Here is a 21,547-nt window from a genome sequence, read left to right as displayed (position 1 = left end):
TTATGCCAAAAATGAACGTAGAAAGCTTCAACTTAGACCACACGAAAGTGAAAGCACCTTATGTGCGTCTTGTAGGAGTGACAGAAGGAGAACACGGCGACAAAATATATAAATACGATTTGCGTATCAAGCAGCCGAACCAGGAATATATGGATATGCCTGCGCTGCACTCCCTGGAGCATTTGATGGCGGAGAACAGCCGTAACCACCACGATCGAATCATTGATATCGGTCCGATGGGCTGTCAGACCGGCTTCTATATAGCCGTATTGAATGATGACAGCTACGACAATGTCCTTGAAGTCATTGAGAAAACATTGAACGACGTTCTGGAAGCCGATGAAGTGCCGGCCTGCAATGAAGTACAGTGTGGGTTCGCAGCCAGTCACAGCCTCGAAGGCGCGAAGGAACTTGCGAAGGAGCTGCTGGAGAAACGCAGCGAATGGACGGAAGTCTTTTAATATACGGGAGATGAGAATGCGATGGGTTACGTCAAGAATATACAGTCACTGATCGGTCAGACACCTATGATTGAACTCACTCATTCAGACATCCCGAATCAAGTTAGGATATTTGCCAAACTTGAATTCATGAACCCAGGCGGTAGTGTCAAAGACCGCCTGGGTTTAAAACTGATTGAGGATGCACTGGAGAAAGGCCTGATTCGGGAGGGTGGCACCATTGTCGAGCCTACAGCGGGGAACACCGGTATAGGATTGGCACTGGCCGCAATCGGCAGGGGCTTCCGGGTTCTTTTTGTTACACCGGAGAAGTTCAGTAAAGAAAAGCAGACGTTGATGCGGGCGCTCGGTGCTGAAGTCATCCACACGCCTACAGAAGAAGGCATGCGGGGAGCCATTGAGAAGGCAGAGCAGCTGTGCCTGACCATTCCCGGTGCGTACAGCCCTAAGCAGTTCAGCAACGAAGCGAACCCTCAAGCGTACACGGATTCCTTAGGACCTGAAATTTATCAGGATTTAAACGGTGATATAGATATTTTTGTTGCCGGCGCCGGTACCGGGGGGACGTTTATGGGAACGGCCCGGTATTTAAAAGGGAAAAAAGAAGAAATTAAAACCGTCATCGTGGAACCGGAAGGGTCGATTCTGAATGGTGGTAAGCCGGGATCTCACCGTACGGAAGGCATCGGAATGGAGTTTCTGCCTTCCTATATGGATACAGCTTACTTCGATGCGATTCATACGATTTCCGATGATGTCGCCTTTCAAAGGGTGAGGGAGCTGGCAAGGAAGGAAGGGCTGCTGGTAGCCAGTTCTTCCGGTGCGGCGTTCGAAGCAGCGCTTAGAGAAGCGGATTCCGCCAAACCGGGCTCGAAGATCGTGACCATTTTTCCGGATAGTAGTGAAAGATATCTAAGCCAAGGCATATATGAGGAGTGATGAAATGAGAAAGAAAACGCAGCTGATCCATGGAGGAATTACTGGAGATGAGAAGACAGGCGCGGTCAGTGTTCCGATTTATCAAGTCAGCACTTATGAACAGGATGGTGTTGGAAAGCATCGCGGATATGAATATTCCCGGACAGGAAACCCGACCCGTTTCGCCTTGGAAGAGTTGATTAAGGAATTGGAAGGGGGGCACCGCGGCTTTGCGTTCGGTTCAGGAATGGCGGCGATCACGGCTGTATTGATGACCTTTGATAAAGGCGATCACGTAATTTTCACCGATGACGTCTATGGCGGTACGTACCGGATGGTATCCAAAGTAATCAACCGCTTCGGTTTGGAAGCAAGTTTTGTGGATACGAGCGACGTAGACACGGTGGAAGCGGCTGTCCAAGCGAATACGAAAGCCATTTACGTAGAGACTCCAACAAACCCTCTATTGAAAATCACCGACTTGAAACGGGTCTCGGAACTTGCCCGTGCCAAGGGACTGACGCTGATTGTCGATAATACGTTCAGTACACCATATTGGCAGAATCCGATCGACCTCGGAGCAGATATCGTACTTCACAGTGCAACGAAATATTTAGGCGGTCACAGTGACGTCGTGGCAGGCCTTGTCGTTGTGAACTCGGAGGAACTTGCAGAAGCTGTCCACTTCGTATTGAATTCCACCGGAGGAATCCTCGGTCCACAGGACTCCTGGCTGCTTATGCGGGGGATCAAAACGCTTGGAATCCGCATGGAGGAGATCGAAGCAAATACGAAGGAATTCGTAAGCTTTCTTGAAGGCCTTCCTGAAGTGACGAAGATTTATTATCCGGGCTTGTCCTCGCATAAGGGAAGTGACATTCACCACGCTCAGGCGAGAGGGAACGGCGGAATGATCAGCTTTGACGTCGGCAGTGGGGAGAAAGCAGACAAAGTTCTGCGAAACGTCCGCTATTTCACACTGGCGGAAAGCCTTGGAGCAGTAGAAAGCTTAATTTCTGTTCCTGCTATGATGACGCATGCTTCCATTCCCGAAGATCGCAGAGCTGAGCTCGGTATTACAGACGGATTGATCCGCGTATCCATCGGTTTGGAAGATATAGAGGACTTAAAAGAAGACTTTCTGGCCGCTTTACGCGCGTAAAAAAATGGAGCATTCCGATGATGGGATGCTCTTTTTGTTTGTCTGTATAGGTGTCTTTTGATCGTGCCAAACTAAGGGGGCAAGTCAAGGAGTGGAGATAAAATGGATGACACTATATACAAAGAACGATTACAGCAACGTAAGCGTGAAATAGAACGACGAATGGAAGAAGAAGCGAATTTCGGCTTGGAACGTGGTTTCGCGAGTGATATGGCTTCCGGAGAGTTGTCGCAGTATGACAACCATCCTGCTGACTCCGGGACGGAGCTTTATGAGCGTGAGAAAGATCTCGCGTTGTCCGGGCATTTGCGTGAAGAGCTCTCTGATATTCATTATTCGCTTACTCAAATAGCAAAGGGTACGTACGGTGTTTGTGAGAAGACCGGGCGGCAGATACCAAAAGAAAGGCTCGATGCTCTTCCCACCGCCAGAACGATTGCGGAAGAATCTCCGAACGACAGGCTTTATTCAGGCCGTCCGCCGGAGGAAGAGGTGCTTTCTGAAATGGAAGAAGCCTATGGAGAGATCCGCATGACGCCGGAATACAATGAGCAGAATGCCTATGAACAAGTAGCGTCTTTCAATCAAAGCGCTATGACCTATGATGACTCTTCCTTAATGGACAATCAGGACGGGGTCGGATATGTGGAAGAATACGAACCGTTTGTATCAACCGATATTCATGGCTACACAGGTGCGGATCACGTCCGATTTGAACGTAACGTGCACTACGATAAGTATGTGGATGATTTGGAAGAAATCGAAGAATAGAGGAAAGCCTGAGCGGATTGCTCAGGCTCTTTTTAATATCCCACTTCGACAGCGGCGTTCACAATGTACATTAAATCGTTCTTGTCCTCTTTGTCTTTGAGCAGGATTCCACTCGATGTGAGCATGCCGCCTTCCATCACTTCAATGGTGACGTCCCCGTATGGAATGGCTTGTTTCACGGCATCATGATCCAGCTTATCATGATCGCATGGGACCGCCAGCTTCACTTTGATTTTCATGTTATCAAGGGATTGCTCCGGCAGCACGGTATGGATGCCCGGCATCGAATTAGTATGGATGGCATTTTTAATGGCACGAACAGAAGCTTTCGTCACATCCTGACCATGAACATCCGTACCCATCCCGGTTTGTATAAACATTAATTGTTCCATGTATTGAACCACCTTTCTTACTGTTTATCGTATCACAGGAAAGACCAGGGAATGAAACGGAAATCATTCCTGATCTCTCATCCACTCATGGAGCAGGGCGGAAGGAAGTGGCTTTTCAATATAAAAGCCCTGCAACATGTCCGCATGGATGCCTTGAAGGTAATCAGCCGTTTCGGCAGTTTCCACGCCTTCCACGACGACTTCACATCCAAGGCTCTGTCCAAGTTCAATCATCGTCTTAACAATAATGCGGCTTTTATCTTTGAGCAGCAGATCTTTCGTAAAGCTGCGGTCGACTTTCAGCGTATGAATTGGATAAAGGCTTAAGTATTTCATCGACGAATACCCAGTACCAAAATCATCGATGGCGATTTGGACGCCCATACGTTCCATTTTCCTTAAGGTTTCCACCGTCCTGCTCTCCTGTCGGAAGGCAACCTGTTCGGTCACCTCCAGTAATAATTGAGAAGGGTTCACCCTTGACTGGGCGAGCGCTGCTTCGAGCGTCTTCAAAAAGGACGGATGCTCGAAGTGCTGCGGCGAAATGTTGATACTCATGACTAACCCAGTGTAGCCGGCGTTTTCTAATTCATTCAGCTTAGCAAGACCGGTTTGAAGCACCCACTCGCCGATTTCTACAATCATGCCCGTCATCTCTGCAAGCGGTAAAAATAATGCCGGGGGGAGCAGACCTTTTTCCGGGTGCTCCCAGCGTATCAAAGCTTCCATTCCTCTCACTTTTCCAGTAGATGCTTGCACCTGAGACTGACCAAACAATTCAAACTGGTCCTTATCAAGCGCCTCTCTTAAATTCAGTTGGAACCGTTCGTAAGCGAGGTGATCCTGATCCATCTCCGGGTCAAAGAACCGAAATTGGCTGCGTCCGTTTTGTTTAGCCGCGGTCTTCGCACGGTGCGCATGACGGATAATGGTCGCCGGTGAATCTCCATGGTCAGGAAAAACAGCCCCTCCAGTACTTACCGTTACGTATATATCCTGACTTTCGATAGAATAAGGAGCATGGAACTGCTGTAAATAATGGCTGATCCTCTGATGAAGCTGAATGCCTTCTCCCGGATCATGCAGCAGGACAACAAAACCGTCCTGGAACCATCCAAGTTTGTCCCTCCCATGAAGAGCGGATTTAAGGCGTCTCGTTATACCCATAATCAGTTGATCTCCCACCCGGTACCCCAGTTCTTCATTAAAAGCAGAAAAACGGTCAATGTCCATATAGAGGACTGCAAAGGGCTGATCTTTCTGAATCTCGTCATCCAGGTAATGTTCGATCCAATGTCGGTTCGGAAGGTTCGTCAACGAATCATAGTAAGCGATTCGTTCAAGCTCCATTTCCGCTTCTTTCCGCTTCACATGCTCGGTGATGAAGGCTGCCATATCCGCAATGGAAGTACCAAAAGCTTTCTCATCGAAATCCCATGGACGCGAGCGGTCGAACTGTTCACAGCAGAGGACACCAACCATTTCGCCACCGCAGATAATCGGAATATCCAGCATAGCCAGGACGTTATTCGGTTGGTTAAAAGCTTCGCTCAGCTCAAAGACCCGGTCGTCCTGTGTTGTATTACTGACAGCCAGTGTGCGCTCGTTCTCCAATGCGGAGAAATAGGCTGGGAAAGCATTCCTGGGAAGGTTTTTCATTGGAGGATCAACGGTCCTATCCCCTCTTTCCTTCATAGCTTCCACTTGAAGGTTTTCACGAGCCTCATCAAACATCCAGACGCTGACTCTGTCCGTATCGAGGGTTTCAATCGTTGTGTTACAAATCATTTCAAAAGCAGGCAGCAGATCGATCCTTGTAAGTCGGGCATCTTTCATGATTTTCATCAGCTCCGACTGCTGACGGCGAATGCGCTCTTCTCGATTTGCGCGGGAAGAATACGATTTCGGACCCTGACGTAATGGAAGGGTGCAGGCTTCTAATATGGGTAACAGTCCAGCTATTTCTGATGCCTCGATGTCACAATTATGACCGGCGAGAATAATTATTTCTTTTTCCGAGGGCAGCATAACCGCTGCTGCCTTTTCTTCGCCTGGAAAGAGGGAAGAAACGTTATGGATCTCCCCGGGCTTTCCGTACCACTGGATTCCAGGAAGTGGGTAGAAACGTGAATCGTTCACGTGCTCGAACGATGAATGAAACATACCCTCCTCCTTCTCTTGACGGTAAAGGAATGCTCCATCCGCTTTGAAATAAAGACAGCATTGTTCCAATATGTAGGAGACGGCATTCAAAGGGTCTTTCGTAAGAAGACTCGACATGAATGATGTAGTGACCAGAGGGGATTGATCCATGCTTGCACTCCCTTTATTTATGTTGGATTGTCTATAGTGTACTACGTTTATCCGACATGATTCGAATTATTTCTACTGGATGCTTTACTTTTAGCGCTTTGGGATAAGCTAAGAAGTACAGGAGGGATGTGCTTTGAAGCGCTTAAATGTAGCCCTGTTGGCTATTGTATTCGTTCTATTGTACAGCACTGGTGTCGCTGCTGAAAGTCAGTACAAAATCGTTCACAAAGATCAAGTGACAGAAGGCTGGGAAATCCATGTCGACTATCCGCTGTTTGAGCAACTGGAGAATAAGGCGATACAGGAGCGGGTGAACAATGACATCATCGATAAGTTGGAAGAGAAATTCCGTATGGTCAAGAGGGGCGCAGGTGAGTCGATAGGCATCCCTTATTTGTATTATGAAGAAACGATTGTCTACGAAGAGAAGGAGTTCTTCTCGGTTGTCATGACATCTCATATCTCACGGGGGGACCGCTATAATTCGACTGTCTCATCTGTGAACTTTGTGGATGGAGCAGCAGGGGAGATCAGACCTTTAAAAGAGGTTGTTCACATGGATCGGTTAAACAAAGCTGTGGAAAAAATTATCCAATCCGATCCTGATACGTACTTTCAGAAAACGTTCCGCGGTGTAAGGGACAATACCGCCTACTATCTTCAAAAAGACAAAATCGTACTGGTATTCAATAAGTATGAAGTCGCTCCTGGCGTGTTTGGTACACCTGAGATGTCGATTCCTTTAAAGGGGATGAAGAAAGAGCATCCGAAAGAAAAACGGGCTCCTGTTCCGTCCTATACTTCCGCCTATTTAAAATAAAGAAGCATAAGCCTTGGCTTATGCTTCTAACATTTCTTCTTCTTGATTCTGGTCTCCGTAATAATGGAACATATATTGTTCTTTCGTAATGACATACAAGTCATAAACATCTTCTACTCCATTGATCTGCTGGAGAACTTCCGGATACGTTTCGTTCGCCAAGGATACATAAGGGATTTTCAAGGCCGCTTTCATGGATCGGATGTTGGTTCTCCTGATCTTCATGAAGATCGCTTCGATGCCGAGTTGGAAGAACAATTCTTCAAAGAAGGCCTCTTTCGCAGGTTGGTTGTAACCTTTACCGAAATAGGGTTTGCCAATCCATGTTGCCAGAAAACCCTTACCTTCTGTCACGTCGAAAAGGTTGATCGTGCCGATCGGCTGTGCCCACTCATCAAGGATGGTACGTGAAATCAATTCCCCCCGATCTTCTGCTTCTATCGTCTGCTTCGTCAAGAAATAAAACTCATCACTTGATGCAGCTTTGTGGCGGACGTACGGAAAGACTTCGGGATGACTCATCAATTCAAAAAGTACCGGGGCGTCATGTAGGTCACGTTTTTTCAGCATAAAAAATCCCTCCTTGTAATGAGGAGGGTGGACCGGATGCATAGGGAAAAAAGCATGCACCTAGCCGGATTCGGCCCACCCTCGAATTTTTATCAACAGCTCACAAAAATTCGGGGTGGGAATCGAACCCACTAGAACCAGCATCATGCTGGTGGCGCACCATTTGCCTTCCCTACACCAAAAACGTATAAATGAACATCTAACTTTATAATAATCGAGAACTTAAAAAAAGTGAATGGATTTTTTCAAGTTGGACGATTATTTTTTTGTTGTCCATGATCGCTGGTAGAGGAGGTTTTTTCTGCCACAGAATAGATGACCAACCTTTTGGAATAAGTAGAGGCATCTGCATCATAAGGACCGGTACACGTAATTAAATTCAGAGAGGCTTGGTTCGACGGTCCAAACAAGTCACGGATGGGGGCATCCTCATACGGATAAGCCGCCACTTGGGAAACGATGAACGTCTTTTTTTGACCCGTACGATCGTAAACCTCTATCACCTCACCTGAAGACAGGTCTTTAAGGTCATAGAACACACCTGGACCACTTTTGCCGTCGACATGTCCTGCAATCACTGCATTACCCTGGTTTCCCGGTTTCGTTCCCGGCTCGAACCAGCCGACATCCGTAATATTGTCCGGCACAGCCATGCCGCCTTCTTCCGTGTAACCAAGAGCACGGACAGGCGCATCAACTCCGAGAGAAGGAATGACCAATCTGGAAGGAACGATCCCTTCCTGAACACGGTTGTGGACGGTTACAGCCTGCTCGTAGTTTTTCTTTATCGGCGCTTCTCTTTCCTTGGCGCTTTCTATATCCTCAGAGGTGCTGGAATCTTCAGATACAGAAAGGACCTGGACGCCTTCTTCTTCTTGTGTATTCAGTAAAAGGAGACTGATAAAGAAGACAAGGCAGCCCAGGGCCAGAGAATATACTATATGGCGCAATTACGTGTTGAAACGTTTACGTGTGAACAGCAGGCCAGCACCCATGGCCAGTACCCCTAAAATTGCTGCATACCAGATAGTGGAGGAAGAGGATGCTGCCGTTCCGCCCAAGCCGGTCGCAGGCATCTCGGAAGGCATGGCATTCGAATCCTGAAGCAGAAGAACTTCCGGATTATCCGCTGTACCTACAGCGAAAGCGCTATAGACTTTACCCGATTCCAAGGTAGTTCCGGACAAGTCGATCAGCTGTGTGCCGTCTGTCGTCCGTACTTCCAAGTCGTACGTTCCAGGCTCCAATTCCTTGTAATCTGTTACCATAGGGAATTCAGCACCTGCAAACAGGGCATCTCCGTCAATTGGTCCGACATCTACTGCTGGTGCTCCCGGGATGAAGTGGCCGACACGGATCTTGGCCATCCCTTCACTTGAATCCATGGAATCTTGGAGAGCTTTTAATTCGAGGCTGTCCAAATTATTAATGGCAGCCGCTGTGTAAGCCATTCCGGATTCAACCGTTACGGTAGTAGAAATGACCGGATCCTGTTCTCCCTTTGTTCCTGCTGCATAAATCTCTACTTTGTGTTCCCCGGCAGGAACTTCCATGTAATCTGTAGCCGCTTTGAACTCGGCTCCTTCCACAACTGCCTCATCATTCACATAAACGTCTACGGCTGGTGCATCAGGGGAGGCATGCAGAATCCGGACCATGGCATTACTTTCATGACCGTCTGCAAAAACCGATGGGGCAAACAGACTGAGAACAAGAGCGACAGCAGTAAATAAGGTAATAAACTTCTTCATTTCTCCACTCCTACCAAAGTTTTTTTATCTCCACTGCTGTCGTTATTGTTCAGCAGTTTCAACCGTGTTCAAAAACGAAAAAAGGAGGTGCACACCTATAACATTCTCCTTATTCACACATTTCAATCCTGTGTATAGGTTCTGATAGGTTATATAGAAACCCAAAACAAAAAACCAGGAAACAGTTCCTGGTTTTACTTTCTGTATTATTCCTGGAAATATACCATTTTCCCATCAATCATCGTCCATATCGGCTTGGAAAGATACTCGAAGGGGTGCCCGCTCCATAAAACGAGGTCAGCATCTTTTCCTTTTTCAATGGACCCCACGCGGTCGTCTACACCAAGGTTTCTGGCCGGAACGATGGTAATGCCCCGAAGCGCGTCTTCTATTTCCATTCCTTCTCTTGCGGCGAGGGCTGCACATATGTTCAAGTATTGGATCGGTGTGTAAGGGTGATCAGTAGTTATCGATACCCGAATGCCGTAATCATGCAGAATCTTATACGTCTGCCATGTCTTGTTACGCAGCTCAATCTTGGACGCGCGTGTGAATGTCGGGCCTACAGACACCTGTAAATCCCTTCCTGCCAGTTCGTCAGCGATTAAGTGGCCTTCCGTACAATGCTCAATCCGGAGATCCAGATCAAATTCATCGGCAAAACGAAGGGCTGTGATGATGTCGTCCGCGCGGTGAGCATGAATGCGGACGGGTATTTCTTTGTTTAATGCTTTGATGATCGGTTGTACTCTCAAGCCGGGATCCGGATCCTTCATCGCCGCATAGAACGTTTCACGAAGCGTCCCCATAATCCCCAGTCTTGTGATCGATGCATTCTTTGATTGGGAGTGAATACGTTTCGGATTTTCCCCAAGTGCCAGTTTCAGACCGGCGGTGTGACGGAGGATCATATGGTTGATCGTATGACCGACCGTTTTGATAACAGACGTCATCCCGCCGATCATGTTCGCACTTCCAGGCATAATATGCGCTGTTGTGACTCCGGCTTTTCTCGCGTTGAAGAATGCAGGGTCCAATGGATGGGCTCCGTCAATGGCTCGTAAATGAGGGGTGACCGCTTCTATCGTTTCGTTGGCATCACTGCCGGCCCAGCCCGTTCCTTCATCATATAAACCAAGGTGGGTGTGGACGTCGACAAACCCCGGATATAGATCCATCCCTTTGCCGTCAATGTATTCCGCCTGTTCCGGCAGGGCGATAGAGACCCCGTAGTCATGAATTTTTCCATCCACGATGTAAATGGTGCCGTTCGGGATGGAAGGGGAGGTGATCGGGTGAATATGGACATTCTTAATTACAGTGTTCATATACATACAGCCCTTCAAATGTTATTACTTTTATTATACTTGATTTCAGCTGGTTGGCTCACGGAAAAGAACGAAACTGTTTGTTTCGTTCTTTTCCGGCTTGTTAAGAAGTGATTTCCGTCTGGAAGTTGGGCCGCTTACCAAGGGGGGCAGGAGCCCGCACGGTTCTCTAAGCCCGCTGCCCGGAATTACCCTTCCGTAGTCCCTGCTATATATGTGTAGGGTCTTATCTCTTTATCCGATTCTTCATCTTATCTTTCTTTCAGGATAGACGTAAGGGCAGCTTTTAATTCAGGGTATTCGAATTCATATCCTGCAGATAGTGCTTTTTTCGGCAGCACCGACTGTCCGTCGAGCAGCAGGGTGCTCATATCTCCGAGCGCGGCCTTCAAAGCAAAAGACGGGGCAGGGAGCCAGTGGGGACGGTTCATTACTTCTGCAAGTGTCCTGCCGAAATCCTTGTTTCTTATCGGATTGGGTGCCGTGGCATTCAGTGGTCCCTGTGTGTCCTTATGATGAAGGGCGAATGTAAGCAGTCCGACGACATCGCGGATGTGGATCCATGACATCCATTGCTCTCCGGAACCGAGGTTTCCACCGATCATACACTTATAGGGGAGGATCATTTTCGGAAGAGCTCCCTGTTCACCAAGGATGATTCCGAACCGGACATACACCGTACGTACTCCTTTATCGGCCGCTTGGGAAGCGAGGTTTTCCCACCTCACCGTTACGTCCGCCAGGAAGTCGTTCCCTGGTTCCGTCGTCTCTTCGGTGAATGTTTTCGTATGAGAACTTCCGTAAAAGCCCACGGCGGAAGCATTGACAAGGACTTCGGGTGGTTGGGGAAGGCGGTCGATCAGGGTGAGCACACCCTCGGTTGCTTTTATTCTGCTTTCAAGGATCGACTGTTTCCTTTCCTCGGTCCAGCGTCCGCTGTTCAATGACTGGCCGGCAAGGTTAACAATAGCGTCAAGGGCAGGTAAGTGATTTTCCGGTTGGTACTCATCCTTCAGCCACCCTACATAAGTGACCCGTTCTTGATTCTCATGTTTTTCGGGGCTCCGGGTCAATATGTAAATATCATGCCCTGCTTTAACCAGTTGGTCTGTCAGCTGCGATCCAACAAAACCGGTACCCCCGGTAACAGCAATTTTCATTGATTCTCCTCCTTGCGATAGTAAGACTTGATTAGTTTACGCTTCTGATGCGGTTCAAATCCATGTTCCCATACCAGGTAACATGCTAAACTGAAAAAGAGGTGATGGATATGGCTAAGCTCACTAGAATCACGACGCAAAAGAAACATAAACATAGATATAATATTTTCATGGATAAGGGAAATGGAGAAGAGTACGGGTTCAGTGTCGATGAAGACGTTCTCGTCCAATATCGTCTCCAGAAGAACATGGAGATGGACGATGCTCTGATCAACGCTTTGATTCAGACCGATACGCTTCACAAATCTTATACCCTTGCTATTCATTATTTAAGCTACCGTATGCGGTCGGAAAAGGAAATTCGTGACTATTTGACAGGGAAAGAAGCGGATCCGGAACACATAGATGAAATCGTCAAACGATTGAAGAAGGAGCGTCTGCTGGACGACCAGGAGTTTGCCGCTTCGCTGGTGCGGACAAGGATCATGACCTCAAGCAAAGGTCCTCATATTCTCAAGAAAGAATTGATGGAAAAAGGCGTGGCTGCCAGTGCGGCGGAAGCGGCTCTTGAATACTATACGTTTGACAAGCAGTACGAGAAAGCCATGAAATTTGCCGAGAAGAAACAAAACCATGATGGTCGGAAATCGCACCGTCAACAAATCCAAAATATTCAGCAGACATTGATGCAGAAGGGGTTTACCGGGGATGTCATCCAGGAGGTACTTGCCAATCTGCCCGATGAAAAGCAGGAGGATTCGGAATGGGAAGCGGTCGTCTATCAGGGGGAGAAGCTGAAGCGTAAGTTCGCATCCAAAGAAGGATACGAGCGTAAGCAGAAGATCAAAGCGGGTTTATACAGGAAAGGTTTTCCTTTCGATTTGATCGATCGCTTTTTAGACGAGCATTTGGAAGATTAAAAAAGAACAAGCGCTGGCTCAGACGTCAGCCGCTTGTTCTTTTTTGTTCAATAGTCCTTTTTTCTCCAAGTCTTCGATTGCTTCGTGAACGTGGTCGACGACCTGAGAGGCTTTTGCTTTTACATCATCATGGGCGGTCGCCATGACATAACTGTGTGGTGTCATTTCGAACATGCTGATGTCATTAAACGAATCTCCGACACAAGCAACTTCTTCCGGTTTTAATCCGAGTTTATCAATCAGTTTACGAATTCCGTTCCGTTTGTTGATCCCTTTAGGCATCATGTCCACGCAGGTTTCGTGGGAAATGAAGCTGTCAATCTCTTCACCGAACGTCTCCTTGATGTTTTTGGCGGCATGCACTACGTCTGCTTCCTGTCCATTCAAGGTGATCTTGGATGGGAAAATCGTTTGGCCGATTTCCTGCTTCAAGTCCGGCTGGATGATAATGTCATGGAAAAGCTGCTCGGAAATAATATCCACCCATTCGTGGTGCTTGTCCGTAAAGGTCTGATCGGCTGTGGAGACGGTTTTGACCATCGGCTCTTTCTCGATGGCAGTCAGTATTCTTTCCGCCATATTGCCTTCAAACGTTTCTGCGTAGATTTCCTGTCCTTGGTTATCATAAACGAAAGCACCGTTCTGACTGACACGGTGACCGTTGACGCCCACACGTTTCAATACTTCTGCGATTTCGTGATCCATACGTCCGGAAGCCACCGTAAGCGGAGTGCCGTGGTCAATCATCCATTTCAATGCATCAATATCTTCGTTTTTTATATAGTGATCCATGCCGAGAAGGGTCCCGTCGAGATCTGTGACGAATAGTTTGATCATAAATATATCTCCTCCAAGTTTCTTCATTGATGTACATACCTTACTGATTGTACACGACGCAACCGCTTTCAGACAAAGGAGAAGCCTCTCTGTTATGTTAACCTCTTGTAAAATTCCGCTGTGGAATATACGATAGAAGTTATGAGAACGCTGAAAACGCTTTTAATAGTGTTGAGTGGGGGTCCATGATGGAACAGCAGTTAAGGATAGAAAAAGTATTAAATAATAACGTTGTCATTGCTGCCCACCCGGTTTATGAGGAAGTGGTATTGATAGGAAAGGGGATCGGCTTTAACCGGAAATCCGGAGAGGATGTTTCCTTTGACAAAGCCGATAAGACCTTCTTATTAAGTAACGAGAGAGAGAAAGAACAGTATGTTAACCTTCTGCCTCATATCGATGAGCAGCTGATCGATTTCATGAATGATATTCTCATCCACATTGAAGAGAGGATGGGGCAGGAACTGCACCAGCATATCCACGTCGGATTGACCGACCACCTCGCCTTTGCCATCAATCGCGCGAAAAAGAACATGCAGTTTACCAATCCTTTCTTATCTGAAATCGAATCGATTTATCCAAAAGAATACCAGGTGGCCATGGAAGTCGTCACGATGATTTACGATCGGATGGGTACGCAGTTTCCTGAAGGGGAAATCGGGTTTATTGCTCTGCATATCCATAGTGCAGTCACGGACAAAACCTTGAGAGAAATCAACAGGCACAACCAGCTGATCGCTCGACTTGTATCCATCGTCGAAGATACGATGAAGCTGACGATTGATCGGAACAGCATTGATTATCACAGACTTGTCCAGCATCTTCACCGAGCAATTGATCGTGTGTATCAGGAGGAGAACGTAGGGGATGAAATTCGTTTAGCAGACATGTTGAAACAGGAGTACCCGGTGTGCTATAATCTTGCATGGAAGTTAATGAAAGTGATGCAAAAACAGTTGAACAAACCCGTAGATGAATCTGAGGCCATTTATTTGACCATTCATCTGCAGCGGTTGACCCATAAATCCTAGACGTACGTGTTACTGACGCGATCAGGCATGAGTACAAGGGAATTCTGTTACGGCTTAAGGGATACGTGTACCCTTTTGCAGGCGGAATGTCTTGTACTCATGCTTTTTTTTCGTCTGATTACGAGTCGTACAGCTGCACCTGCCTGATCAGGTGCAGCGTTTCCCGGCATAATTGTAAACGTTTTATTACTATACATCCCGGGTCCAACTGTTTTCATTCACTTAAAAAAGGAGGAAATACAATGTTCAAAAATGCTTTTGGTACTTTACAAAAAGTAGGTAAGGCGTTGATGACACCAGTAGCACTGCTCCCGGCGGCCGGTATCCTGCTTGCCTTCGGTACAAGCTTTGCGCAGGACTCATTCGTCGATAAAGTTCCGTTCTTCGGAACACCTTGGCTTCAGACATTGCTTCAAGTCATGGCGGAAGCCGGCGGAATCGTCTTTGATAACCTGCCGTTGCTGTTCGCTGTCGGTGTAGCCATCGGCCTTGCAAAAGGGGATGGAGTTGCCGGACTGGCAGCCATCATCGGTTATTTGATTATGAACGTCGTAATGGGCGTACTGGGAGGCGTCGATGCCGATATGGTAACCGACCCTGCCTATGCAATGGTGTTAGGAATCCCTACGCTGCAAACAGGGGTATTCGGAGGGATTATCGTCGGTATCTTAGCCGCGGCCCTGTACAACAAATTCTTCAATATTGAACTGCCGCAGTTCCTTGGATTCTTTGCCGGGAAGCGTTTCGTTCCAATAATTACCGCTTTCTCTGCTTTATTCCTTGGTATCATCATGCTGTTCGTATGGCCGTATGCGCAGGGTGGATTGAATGCGCTGTCCCGTCTGATGCTGGAAGGGAACCAGACAATATCCGCGTTCTTCTTCGGTCTGATCGAGCGCTCCATGATTCCATTCGGTCTGCACCACATTTTCTATTCACCGTTCTGGTTTGAGTTCGGCAGCTATACGAGTGCAGCCGGAGATATCGTTCGTGGCGACCAGGCGATTTTCTTTGAACAGTTGAAAGACGGCGTGGACTTCACTGCCGGTACGTTCATGGTCGGTAAATTCCCGTTCATGATGTTCGGTCTTCCAGCTGCTGCTCTTGCCATTTACCACACGGCAAGACCGGAACGTAAGAAAGTAGTCGGAGGAATCATGCTTTCTGCAGCATTGACTTCTTTCCTTACTGGTATTACAGAGCCGCTGGAATTCTCATTCTTGTTCGTAGCTCCGGTACTTTTCGGAATTCACGCTGTATTTGCCGGCTTCTCCTTCATGGTCATGGAACTGTTGAATGTGAAGATCGGTATGACCTTCTCCGGAGGATTGATCGACTTCATCCTGTTCGGTATCCTTCCGAACCGTACGGACTGGTGGTGGGTCATCATCGTCGGACTTGTCCTTGCCGTGATCTATTACTTCGGATTCCGCTGGGCGATTCTCAAGTTCAACCTGGCGACGCCGGGCCGTGAGAAAGAAGACGCGAATGCAGAGGAAGACGGCGAAGTGGGCGATCTTCCATATGAAATTCTCGAAGCAATGGGCGGTCAGGAAAACATCGCTCACCTGGATGCTTGTATTACACGTCTTCGCGTTTCTGTTAATGACAAAGGTAATGTAAACAAAGACCGTCTGAAACGATTGGGTGCATCCGGTGTCATGGAAGTTGGAAACAACATCCAGGCCATCTTCGGACCTGTATCCGACTCCCTTCGTGGACAAATGCAGGATATCATCGATGGAAAGACACCGCGTAAACAGGAAGATGTAAAAGAAATTGTCAACGAAGTCAGCGATAACGATATGCCTGTCAGAGAAGGTGAGTTGGACTTCGTCAGCCCGATCAAAGGGAAAATCATGCCGATCACAGAAGTACCTGACCAAGTGTTCTCAGGTAAAATGATGGGAGACGGCTTTGCAATGGAGCCGGAAGATGGTAAGATAGTTTCGCCGATAAACGGTAAAGTCTTGAACGTATTCCCGACGAAGCATGCGATCGGACTGCAGGCGGATAACGGCACAGAAATCCTTATCCACATCGGTATCGATACTGTAGGCTTGAAAGGGGAAGGGTTTACAGATAGAATTGCTGAAGGGGACGAAGTGAAGCAGGGACAGACGATGATGGAAGTGGACCTTGACTTTGTCAAAGAAAACGCGCCGTCTATCGTAACACCGATCGTCTTCACGAACCTCGAAGAAGGACAATCTGTAACCATTAAGGCTTCCGGACATGTCGATCACAATGATAAAGATATCATTGAAATTACAAAATAAAGAGGAGAATGAATCATGGCACAACAAACAATCACAATCACATCTGCTGACGGCGTGCACGCTCGTCCAGCAACAGCTCTAGTACAAGTAGCAGGTAAATTCCAATCCGACGTAAACCTTGAGTACAACGGTAAATCCGTTAACATGAAGTCCATCATGGGCGTTATGTCTCTTGGTATCCCTAACGGTGCGGAAGTTACTTTCAAAGCGGAAGGTTCTGACGAAACAGAAGCTGTAGAGGCAATTGTAGCGAAAGTAAAAGAAGAAAACCTTGGAGAGTAATTCTCTCTAACAAAAAAAGCTGGCCCTCTGCGGTCAGCTTTTTTTGCTTGAAAAGCGGTTTCCAATGGAGAAACGCTCTTGCTCCCCTTTAACGATCAACGAAAATCTCCTTCCGCCCGTCATCTTCCTGGAAGATTTGTTCCGCTACAACTTCCGGTCCCTTCATTCGCCCCGGGTTCTCTACGTGATCGGACTGATCCCAGAATGGCGTGTTCATTCCGCCCATATAAACAGCGGTTGCCGTCATCGGAAGCCCTTCCCATTCTTGATGCAGACTCTCTGTGAAACCACGGACCGCATACTTGCTGGCGCAATAAATGCTTTCGTTCCTTTTGCCTCGCAGACCTGCTGTGGAAATGATGTTCAAAACACGTCCTTCTGATTTCTTCAGCATCGACGCCGTATGCTGGGTAAGCAGGATGGTGCCTTTGACGTTCGTATCAAGGACAAGATCTATTTGTTCCGGCGTATAATTCTGCAGCTCCCCGAAAATGCCGACACCAGCATTGTTGATTAATACATCCGCATGATCGACCTGACGTACAGCATCCACAACAGAATCCGCGTCTGATATGTCACAAACGACGATTTCAGACGTTCCTGGATACTCCATTATCTCTTCGTGTACCTGCATCAGCTTTTCTTTGTTCCGCCCTGTCAAGATGACGTGGTTTCCTTCTCCGGCATAACGGTGCGCTAATGCTCTCCCTAAACCGGTCCCGGCACCAGTGATCCATACGCGTTCCATGAAAACTCCTCCTTTGATCGTGCTTTCACCATACTCATTGTGCCTATATCCTGTTAAGATGTAAAGAAGAGACAGAGAAAGGGAGGACAAGGATGGAACGAAGATACAGTGATTATACACAGGAAGAACTCAGGCAGGAGATTGCCCAATTGACGGAAAAGGCCCAGAAGGCGGAGCAGATGGGGATGGTCAACGAGTTCGCCGTACATGAACGGAAGATCATTATGGCAAAGTCCTACATGATGGACCCCTCCGTATTTCATCCGGGAGAACGGTATCGGATAGAAGGGGAGCCTGCTGCATTCAAAATTGACTATATGAATGGTATTTTTGCTTGGGGATATAGGGAGAACCAGCAGGGAGAGAAGCTTACCGAAGAGGAAGAAGAAGCGATTCCTATCGCATTGCTGGGAGATAAAATAGTATAAGGAAAAGCCGGGCGTTAAGGGCCCGGCTTTTGTATGATCAGCTTCTTTTACGCATCTGTACTTCGGTGATTTGGTCTGCCTGCGTCTGTTCCGTTTCGCCGTTCACTCGCTTGTTCAAGTGCTTCAGGCTTCGGTGCGAACGTATTCCTGAGTTTTTTCCGTTAAACATACGGTTACCCATGATAATTCCTCCCTATATCATTGACATCCCTGTGCCTTGATCTTGCTGCTCGTTCCTGGGGCTTGTTGTTGATTGTTCCGTCAGGACGTTTAGCAAGGTATTCACTTTGGTCATCAGGCGCGTGTGTCATCTTGACATTAGGAAAATTCTTCGCCTTGTTACGCATCGGTCATCCTCCTCGTGTCTCTTTGGGAGACAAGGTTAGTATGTGTAGCTCATCGGAGGATATGTGGTACAATGGATGCGAAAACATTGGCAAATTTGGAGTGGTAGAAATGAATGAAATTTATCAGCGGTTAGCTGAGCGTTTGTATGAAAAGAATGAGCATTTGACTATAGATGAAGCGACCACATGGGTGGAGCTGCTTTGGGAAGACTTTGAAACGACGAGGGCGAAAGCGGGGCATGATTATCAAGGCAAGCAGGTGACCGAGCAGATCGTTCTGCGCTGGATAGATAATTACGGGCCGAGACTGCATGAATTCGTCGCCACCAACCCCAAGTACAAACAAATGCTTGAGCGTAAAGGGTACTTTCATTAAAACAAAAAGGAGCTCCGCTAAAAACGGGGCTCCTTTCCTGCTGTTTATCTGCTGTCCTCCATCGGGCTCAGTTTATTCTGCAGCTTTTCTTCCGTGAATACCCAGCCCGTATAGGAGTTCAGTATTTTTAATTTATCTCCGTGTTCATCATCAATTTGGGCAAGCGCGACGAATGGATAACGCCCTCTCGACCGGTAGCGCAGGTCGATGAATCTTACTTCCGTATATTCGTCGTAGTAGTTCATTTCGTAACGATATACTGGAGAAAAGGACAAAAAAGCTTTAATGTTATGGTCGGTTAATGCTTTTTTGACGACCGGGTCTTCATAATCGATCGGTTTGTTCCTAAACTCGTCCAGGATCGTTATCTCACCGTCAACAGCGCGGCCGACGTAATATTTGTCCGGTGTCGTAATGGCGATTCTCCAAATATTCTGCTTCATCGTAGGAGATGTCGCGATTTGTTCTACATCACCGAAGTGGGCGTGGATCCGTTTGACAATCGTCCGTTTATCCATATACCTTTTGACATAATAAAGGGCAATGACGAAGTAGATGATCAACCACATCGGCCCCGGGGATGCACCGAGGTTCCAGGCGATAATCCCTGCGATATGCATCAGGAAAATGTAAGGGTCGAAGGTGTTGATGAAGCCATAAGCCACCCATCTTTTCGTAAATGGACGATAAGCCTGTGTCCCATAGGCATTGAACACATCGACAAAGACGTGAAGAATAACCGCAAGGAAACTCCAGAGCCACAGGTGCAGGAAGCTTACTTCAGGCACAAAGGCGTGAATGACAGCCGGAATGCTGATGCCCCATAGAACGACAGCAGGGATGGAGTGGGTGATTCCTCTATGGTGTCTGATATAAACAGCGTTGTTCTTCAATTTCAACACGGTATCGGAGTCAGGTGCTTGAGAGCCGACGATCGTACCGACGAGTACGGCATTAAATAAAGCCGGGTCGGATTGAACAGCGGGATCCAGTGTGGCAAGCCCGCCCAGAGCCACTCCCATGACTATATGTGTGGCAGTATCCATGTCTCTACCTCCTTTGGCCGGGAAGCTTCAATAGTAGTTTATCACGAAGGATGATCAACAATGAAAAAAACAGATCGAGTACAGCACATATTAAAGGATTTCAATGGTGGATCGTTCAGAGAACAGCTGATCCATTGGTTTAAACAGGAACAAAGAATTCTCCCATGGCGGGAGAATCAGGACCCCTACAGAGTGTGGGTATCAGAAATTATGCTCCAACAGACGAAGGTTGATACCGTCATCCCTTACTTTAACCACTTTGTGACTAAGTTTCCCACTCCGAAAGCATTAGCAGAAGCAGAAGAGCAGGAAGTTCTGAAAGCGTGGGAAGGGCTTGGTTACTATTCCCGTGCCCGCAATCTCCAAAACGCCGTGAGAGAGGTCGTCGAAAATTATGGCGGCGTCGTCCCGGATGATCCGGATGAATTGGGGAGTTTGAAAGGGGTCGGTCCTTACACGAAGGGAGCGATTCTGAGTATTGCTTATGATATACCGGAACCGGCGGTAGACGGGAACGTCATGCGTGTCTTATCCCGGGTGCTCCATGTAGAAGACGATATCGCTAAACAGAGCACAAGGAAACTTTTTGAAGGCCTCGTCCGTGGAGTTATTTCGCAGGAGGATCCCAGCTCCTTTAATCAAGGACTGATGGAATTGGGTGCCCTCATATGTACACCCAAATCTCCTTCCTGCTTTTTGTGTCCCGTCCAATCCGAATGCCGGGCTTTCGCACAAGGTATCGAGGAAGAATTACCTGTAAAAACGTCGAAAAAGAAACAGAAAAAACACCCTTATCTGCTCTTGGTTATTACGAACGAAGAGGGAGAAGTGCTTATAGAAAAACGACCGGATGAAGGTCTTTTGGCCTCCTTGTGGCAGTATCCAATGGTGCCGATGGAAGACCTTGATATGGAAGCCGCCGTCCACTGGTTCTACGGGGAATACGGCTTGAGCATTCGCTTTGAGGAGACGGTTACTCAAATCAAACACGTCTTTTCCCATTTGATTTGGGAAATGGATGTCGTCAAAGCTACCGTCACCGGCGGCGAGCTCGATCGTGCCCGTGCCCGCTTCGTCGATGAAGAAGCGCTTGAAGCATATCCATTCCCAGTTTCTCATCAGAAAGCCCATCCCTATATTAATCGATGACTGTATGAGTGCCGTTGGTCCAGGTAGCTTCTTTGCTGCCTTTAAGACCGCGGCGCTTTATTTCGTTATTGATCTCCCTGAGCAATGTAACACCTTCTGCATTCAAATAAGGGGCGGATTGGGATAAGGCATAATGGAAGTAACCGAGTTCTTTATCCTGCCATTCCTGTTTAGATTCCATCGTCAGTGCGGACAAGTCTCTACCTACATACATAGCTATTCCTCCTATAGCTCTAGTCTGCGCTGCAACGAATTCCTCATACCTGCAACGATACTCCTTCACGTATGTAACAAACTTGTAAAGTAACTGTAATGAAACCAAAGAAACCCTTATTTGATAAGGTGTCAAGCGTGAAATGTTGGTAATTGTTGAAGTTTCGGGCTATTTACAAAAACGTGTCATAGATGAATAATGGGACATAGGTTAATTGACCACATAATTTCAATAATTATATACA

25 protein-coding genes are annotated in these 21,547 nt (G+C 47.4%); 12 read left to right on the top strand and 13 right to left on the bottom strand.

The genetic code is table 11. The features are described from left to right. Positions 1–2 precede the first annotated feature (2 nt). The 4 genes from D479_RS00975 (at position 3) to D479_RS00960 (ending at position 3,312) form a co-directional block, all read left to right on the top strand. Positions 3–461 (top strand): S-ribosylhomocysteine lyase, encoded by a 459-nt coding sequence (locus D479_RS00975; RefSeq protein ID WP_008632626.1) that lies wholly within the window; start codon positions 3–5, stop codon positions 459–461. Positions 462–482: 21 nt separating this feature from the next. Further along, complete coding sequence (locus tag D479_RS00970) at positions 483–1,400, top strand: cysteine synthase family protein (RefSeq protein WP_008632625.1); 918 nt, start codon at positions 483–485, stop codon at positions 1,398–1,400. A gap of 4 nt (positions 1,401–1,404) precedes the next feature. After that, positions 1,405–2,541, top strand: a complete 1,137-nt coding sequence (locus D479_RS00965; protein WP_008632622.1) for a bifunctional cystathionine gamma-lyase/homocysteine desulfhydrase — start codon at positions 1,405–1,407, stop codon at positions 2,539–2,541. Positions 2,542–2,643: 102 nt separating this feature from the next. Next, complete coding sequence (locus D479_RS00960; protein WP_008632620.1) at positions 2,644–3,312, top strand: TraR/DksA C4-type zinc finger protein; 669 nt, start codon at positions 2,644–2,646, stop codon at positions 3,310–3,312. Between the two features lie 32 nt (positions 3,313–3,344). Here D479_RS00960 and D479_RS00955 read toward each other — a convergent pair whose 3' ends face one another. Together D479_RS00955 and D479_RS00950 are read right to left on the bottom strand one after the other, a co-directional pair. Next, on the bottom strand, positions 3,345–3,704 hold the full coding sequence (locus tag D479_RS00955) for a Lin0512 family protein (protein ID WP_008632616.1): 360 nt from the start codon (positions 3,702–3,704) through the stop codon (positions 3,345–3,347). Between the two features lie 63 nt (positions 3,705–3,767). After that, the gene (locus tag D479_RS00950) at positions 3,768–6,017 is read right to left on the bottom strand and encodes an EAL domain-containing protein (protein ID WP_008632614.1); all 2,250 of its coding nucleotides are present in this window, start codon (positions 6,015–6,017) and stop codon (positions 3,768–3,770) included. A gap of 133 nt (positions 6,018–6,150) precedes the next feature. Here D479_RS00950 and D479_RS00945 point away from each other — a divergent pair, with 133 nt between their 5' ends. Further along, positions 6,151–6,837, top strand: coding sequence for a DUF3298 and DUF4163 domain-containing protein (locus D479_RS00945; RefSeq protein ID WP_008632612.1), 687 nt, complete (start codon positions 6,151–6,153; stop codon positions 6,835–6,837). 18 nt (positions 6,838–6,855) lie between these two features. On the opposite strand, the gene D479_RS00940 is transcribed toward D479_RS00945, so the two are convergent. The 5 genes from D479_RS00940 to D479_RS00920 form a co-directional block, all read right to left on the bottom strand. After that, positions 6,856–7,407: a GNAT family protein gene (locus D479_RS00940; RefSeq protein ID WP_008632611.1), complete on the bottom strand. Its 552-nt coding sequence runs from the start codon at positions 7,405–7,407 to the stop codon at positions 6,856–6,858. 245 nt (positions 7,408–7,652) lie between these two features. Next, the gene (locus D479_RS00935; RefSeq protein WP_008632610.1) at positions 7,653–8,357 is read right to left on the bottom strand and encodes a class F sortase; all 705 of its coding nucleotides are present in this window, start codon (positions 8,355–8,357) and stop codon (positions 7,653–7,655) included. Further along, entirely contained in the window at positions 8,358–9,158 is an 801-nt protein-coding gene (locus D479_RS00930; protein ID WP_008632609.1) for a DUF4397 domain-containing protein, read from the bottom strand. Between the two features lie 206 nt (positions 9,159–9,364). Beyond that, positions 9,365–10,486, bottom strand: a complete 1,122-nt coding sequence (locus tag D479_RS00925; protein ID WP_026578592.1) for an amidohydrolase — start codon at positions 10,484–10,486, stop codon at positions 9,365–9,367. Between the two features lie 251 nt (positions 10,487–10,737). Then, a complete protein-coding gene (locus D479_RS00920) occupies positions 10,738–11,646 on the bottom strand; it encodes a TIGR01777 family oxidoreductase (protein WP_008632607.1) in 909 nt (302 codons plus the stop codon). Between the two features lie 110 nt (positions 11,647–11,756). Here D479_RS00920 and recX point away from each other — a divergent pair, with 110 nt between their 5' ends. After that, the gene (recX, locus tag D479_RS00915) at positions 11,757–12,566 is read left to right on the top strand and encodes a recombination regulator RecX (protein ID WP_008632606.1); all 810 of its coding nucleotides are present in this window, start codon (positions 11,757–11,759) and stop codon (positions 12,564–12,566) included. Between the two features lie 18 nt (positions 12,567–12,584). On the opposite strand, the gene D479_RS00910 is transcribed toward recX, so the two are convergent. After that, on the bottom strand, positions 12,585–13,403 hold the full coding sequence (locus D479_RS00910; protein ID WP_008632604.1) for a Cof-type HAD-IIB family hydrolase: 819 nt from the start codon (positions 13,401–13,403) through the stop codon (positions 12,585–12,587). 188 nt (positions 13,404–13,591) lie between these two features. Between D479_RS00910 and D479_RS00905 the strand changes: the two genes are divergently transcribed. From D479_RS00905 to D479_RS00895, 3 genes are all read left to right on the top strand, one after another. After that, the gene (locus tag D479_RS00905) at positions 13,592–14,434 is read left to right on the top strand and encodes a PRD domain-containing protein (RefSeq protein WP_008632602.1); all 843 of its coding nucleotides are present in this window, start codon (positions 13,592–13,594) and stop codon (positions 14,432–14,434) included. A gap of 242 nt (positions 14,435–14,676) precedes the next feature. Further along, on the top strand, positions 14,677–16,713 hold the full coding sequence (gene ptsG / locus D479_RS00900) for a glucose-specific PTS transporter subunit IIBC (RefSeq protein ID WP_008632601.1): 2,037 nt from the start codon (positions 14,677–14,679) through the stop codon (positions 16,711–16,713). A 15-nt stretch (positions 16,714–16,728) separates the two neighbouring features. Beyond that, positions 16,729–16,995, top strand: coding sequence for a phosphocarrier protein HPr (locus D479_RS00895; protein ID WP_008632598.1), 267 nt, complete (start codon positions 16,729–16,731; stop codon positions 16,993–16,995). A gap of 88 nt (positions 16,996–17,083) precedes the next feature. Here D479_RS00895 and D479_RS00890 read toward each other — a convergent pair whose 3' ends face one another. Further along, on the bottom strand, positions 17,084–17,743 hold the full coding sequence (locus D479_RS00890; RefSeq protein WP_008632596.1) for an SDR family oxidoreductase: 660 nt from the start codon (positions 17,741–17,743) through the stop codon (positions 17,084–17,086). Positions 17,744–17,835: 92 nt separating this feature from the next. Here D479_RS00890 and D479_RS00885 point away from each other — a divergent pair, with 92 nt between their 5' ends. Then, positions 17,836–18,171 carry a YfhH family protein gene (locus D479_RS00885; protein ID WP_008632582.1) on the top strand — a complete coding sequence of 112 codons (336 nt, stop codon included), beginning with the start codon at positions 17,836–17,838 and terminating at the stop codon, positions 18,169–18,171. 37 nt (positions 18,172–18,208) lie between these two features. Here D479_RS00885 and D479_RS20400 read toward each other — a convergent pair whose 3' ends face one another. Further along, complete coding sequence (locus D479_RS20400; RefSeq protein WP_152413291.1) at positions 18,209–18,352, bottom strand: YpzG family protein; 144 nt, start codon at positions 18,350–18,352, stop codon at positions 18,209–18,211. Next, a complete protein-coding gene (gene sspK / locus D479_RS20090; RefSeq protein ID WP_008632580.1) occupies positions 18,345–18,518 on the bottom strand; it encodes a small acid-soluble spore protein K in 174 nt (57 codons plus the stop codon). Before sspK ends, D479_RS20400 begins: the two co-directional genes overlap by 8 nt. Before the next feature lie 109 nt (positions 18,519–18,627). Between sspK and D479_RS00880 the strand changes: the two genes are divergently transcribed. After that, entirely contained in the window at positions 18,628–18,894 is a 267-nt protein-coding gene (locus D479_RS00880) for a YfhJ family protein (protein WP_026578587.1), read from the top strand. A 44-nt stretch (positions 18,895–18,938) separates the two neighbouring features. On the opposite strand, the gene D479_RS00875 is transcribed toward D479_RS00880, so the two are convergent. Continuing rightward, positions 18,939–19,940, bottom strand: a complete 1,002-nt coding sequence (locus tag D479_RS00875) for a metal-dependent hydrolase (protein ID WP_008632576.1) — start codon at positions 19,938–19,940, stop codon at positions 18,939–18,941. Between the two features lie 60 nt (positions 19,941–20,000). Here D479_RS00875 and mutY point away from each other — a divergent pair, with 60 nt between their 5' ends. Beyond that, positions 20,001–21,089 (top strand): A/G-specific adenine glycosylase, encoded by a 1,089-nt coding sequence (gene mutY / locus D479_RS00870; RefSeq protein ID WP_008632573.1) that lies wholly within the window; start codon positions 20,001–20,003, stop codon positions 21,087–21,089. On the opposite strand, the gene D479_RS00865 is transcribed toward mutY, so the two are convergent. Then, the gene (locus tag D479_RS00865) at positions 21,079–21,303 is read right to left on the bottom strand and encodes a hypothetical protein (RefSeq protein ID WP_008632571.1); all 225 of its coding nucleotides are present in this window, start codon (positions 21,301–21,303) and stop codon (positions 21,079–21,081) included. The genes mutY and D479_RS00865 overlap by 11 nt on opposite strands. Between the last annotated feature and the right edge of the window lie 244 nt (positions 21,304–21,547).

This window comes from Halobacillus sp. BAB-2008, assembly GCF_000328325.1.
Classification (GTDB): domain Bacteria; phylum Bacillota; class Bacilli; order Bacillales; family Halobacillaceae; genus Halobacillus.
The sequence above is the reverse complement of the archived record's forward strand: the minus strand, read 5'-3'. Positions and strand labels throughout refer to the sequence as shown.

What these genes read in the sequence shown, in the direction of transcription:
- D479_RS00905 (WP_008632602.1), top strand. Translation starts at nt 13,592, where the DNA reads ATGGAACAGCAGTTAAGGATAGAAAAAGTATTAAATAATAACGTTGTC.
- D479_RS00960 (WP_008632620.1), top strand. Translation starts at nt 2,644, where the DNA reads ATGGATGACACTATATACAAAGAACGATTACAGCAACGTAAGCGTGAA.
- D479_RS00975 (WP_008632626.1), top strand. Translation starts at nt 3, where the DNA reads ATGCCAAAAATGAACGTAGAAAGCTTCAACTTAGACCACACGAAAGTG.
- D479_RS20400 (WP_152413291.1), bottom strand. Translation starts at nt 18,352, where the DNA reads ATGGGTAACCGTATGTTTAACGGAAAAAACTCAGGAATACGTTCGCAC.
- D479_RS00925 (WP_026578592.1), bottom strand. Translation starts at nt 10,486, where the DNA reads ATGAACACTGTAATTAAGAATGTCCATATTCACCCGATCACCTCCCCT.
- D479_RS00970 (WP_008632625.1), top strand. Translation starts at nt 483, where the DNA reads ATGGGTTACGTCAAGAATATACAGTCACTGATCGGTCAGACACCTATG.
- D479_RS00890 (WP_008632596.1), bottom strand. Translation starts at nt 17,743, where the DNA reads ATGGAACGCGTATGGATCACTGGTGCCGGGACCGGTTTAGGGAGAGCA.
- D479_RS00965 (WP_008632622.1), top strand. Translation starts at nt 1,405, where the DNA reads ATGAGAAAGAAAACGCAGCTGATCCATGGAGGAATTACTGGAGATGAG.
- D479_RS00955 (WP_008632616.1), bottom strand. Translation starts at nt 3,704, where the DNA reads ATGGAACAATTAATGTTTATACAAACCGGGATGGGTACGGATGTTCAT.
- D479_RS00865 (WP_008632571.1), bottom strand. Translation starts at nt 21,303, where the DNA reads ATGTATGTAGGTAGAGACTTGTCCGCACTGACGATGGAATCTAAACAG.
- D479_RS00920 (WP_008632607.1), bottom strand. Translation starts at nt 11,646, where the DNA reads ATGAAAATTGCTGTTACCGGGGGTACCGGTTTTGTTGGATCGCAGCTG.
- D479_RS00875 (WP_008632576.1), bottom strand. Translation starts at nt 19,940, where the DNA reads ATGGATACTGCCACACATATAGTCATGGGAGTGGCTCTGGGCGGGCTT.
- D479_RS00885 (WP_008632582.1), top strand. Translation starts at nt 17,836, where the DNA reads ATGGAACGAAGATACAGTGATTATACACAGGAAGAACTCAGGCAGGAG.
- mutY (WP_008632573.1), top strand. Translation starts at nt 20,001, where the DNA reads ATGAAAAAAACAGATCGAGTACAGCACATATTAAAGGATTTCAATGGT.
- ptsG (WP_008632601.1), top strand. Translation starts at nt 14,677, where the DNA reads ATGTTCAAAAATGCTTTTGGTACTTTACAAAAAGTAGGTAAGGCGTTG.
- D479_RS00880 (WP_026578587.1), top strand. Translation starts at nt 18,628, where the DNA reads ATGAATGAAATTTATCAGCGGTTAGCTGAGCGTTTGTATGAAAAGAAT.
- D479_RS00940 (WP_008632611.1), bottom strand. Translation starts at nt 7,407, where the DNA reads ATGCTGAAAAAACGTGACCTACATGACGCCCCGGTACTTTTTGAATTG.
- recX (WP_008632606.1), top strand. Translation starts at nt 11,757, where the DNA reads ATGGCTAAGCTCACTAGAATCACGACGCAAAAGAAACATAAACATAGA.
- D479_RS00930 (WP_008632609.1), bottom strand. Translation starts at nt 9,158, where the DNA reads ATGAAGAAGTTTATTACCTTATTTACTGCTGTCGCTCTTGTTCTCAGT.
- D479_RS00895 (WP_008632598.1), top strand. Translation starts at nt 16,729, where the DNA reads ATGGCACAACAAACAATCACAATCACATCTGCTGACGGCGTGCACGCT.
- sspK (WP_008632580.1), bottom strand. Translation starts at nt 18,518, where the DNA reads ATGCGTAACAAGGCGAAGAATTTTCCTAATGTCAAGATGACACACGCG.
- D479_RS00910 (WP_008632604.1), bottom strand. Translation starts at nt 13,403, where the DNA reads ATGATCAAACTATTCGTCACAGATCTCGACGGGACCCTTCTCGGCATG.
- D479_RS00950 (WP_008632614.1), bottom strand. Translation starts at nt 6,017, where the DNA reads ATGGATCAATCCCCTCTGGTCACTACATCATTCATGTCGAGTCTTCTT.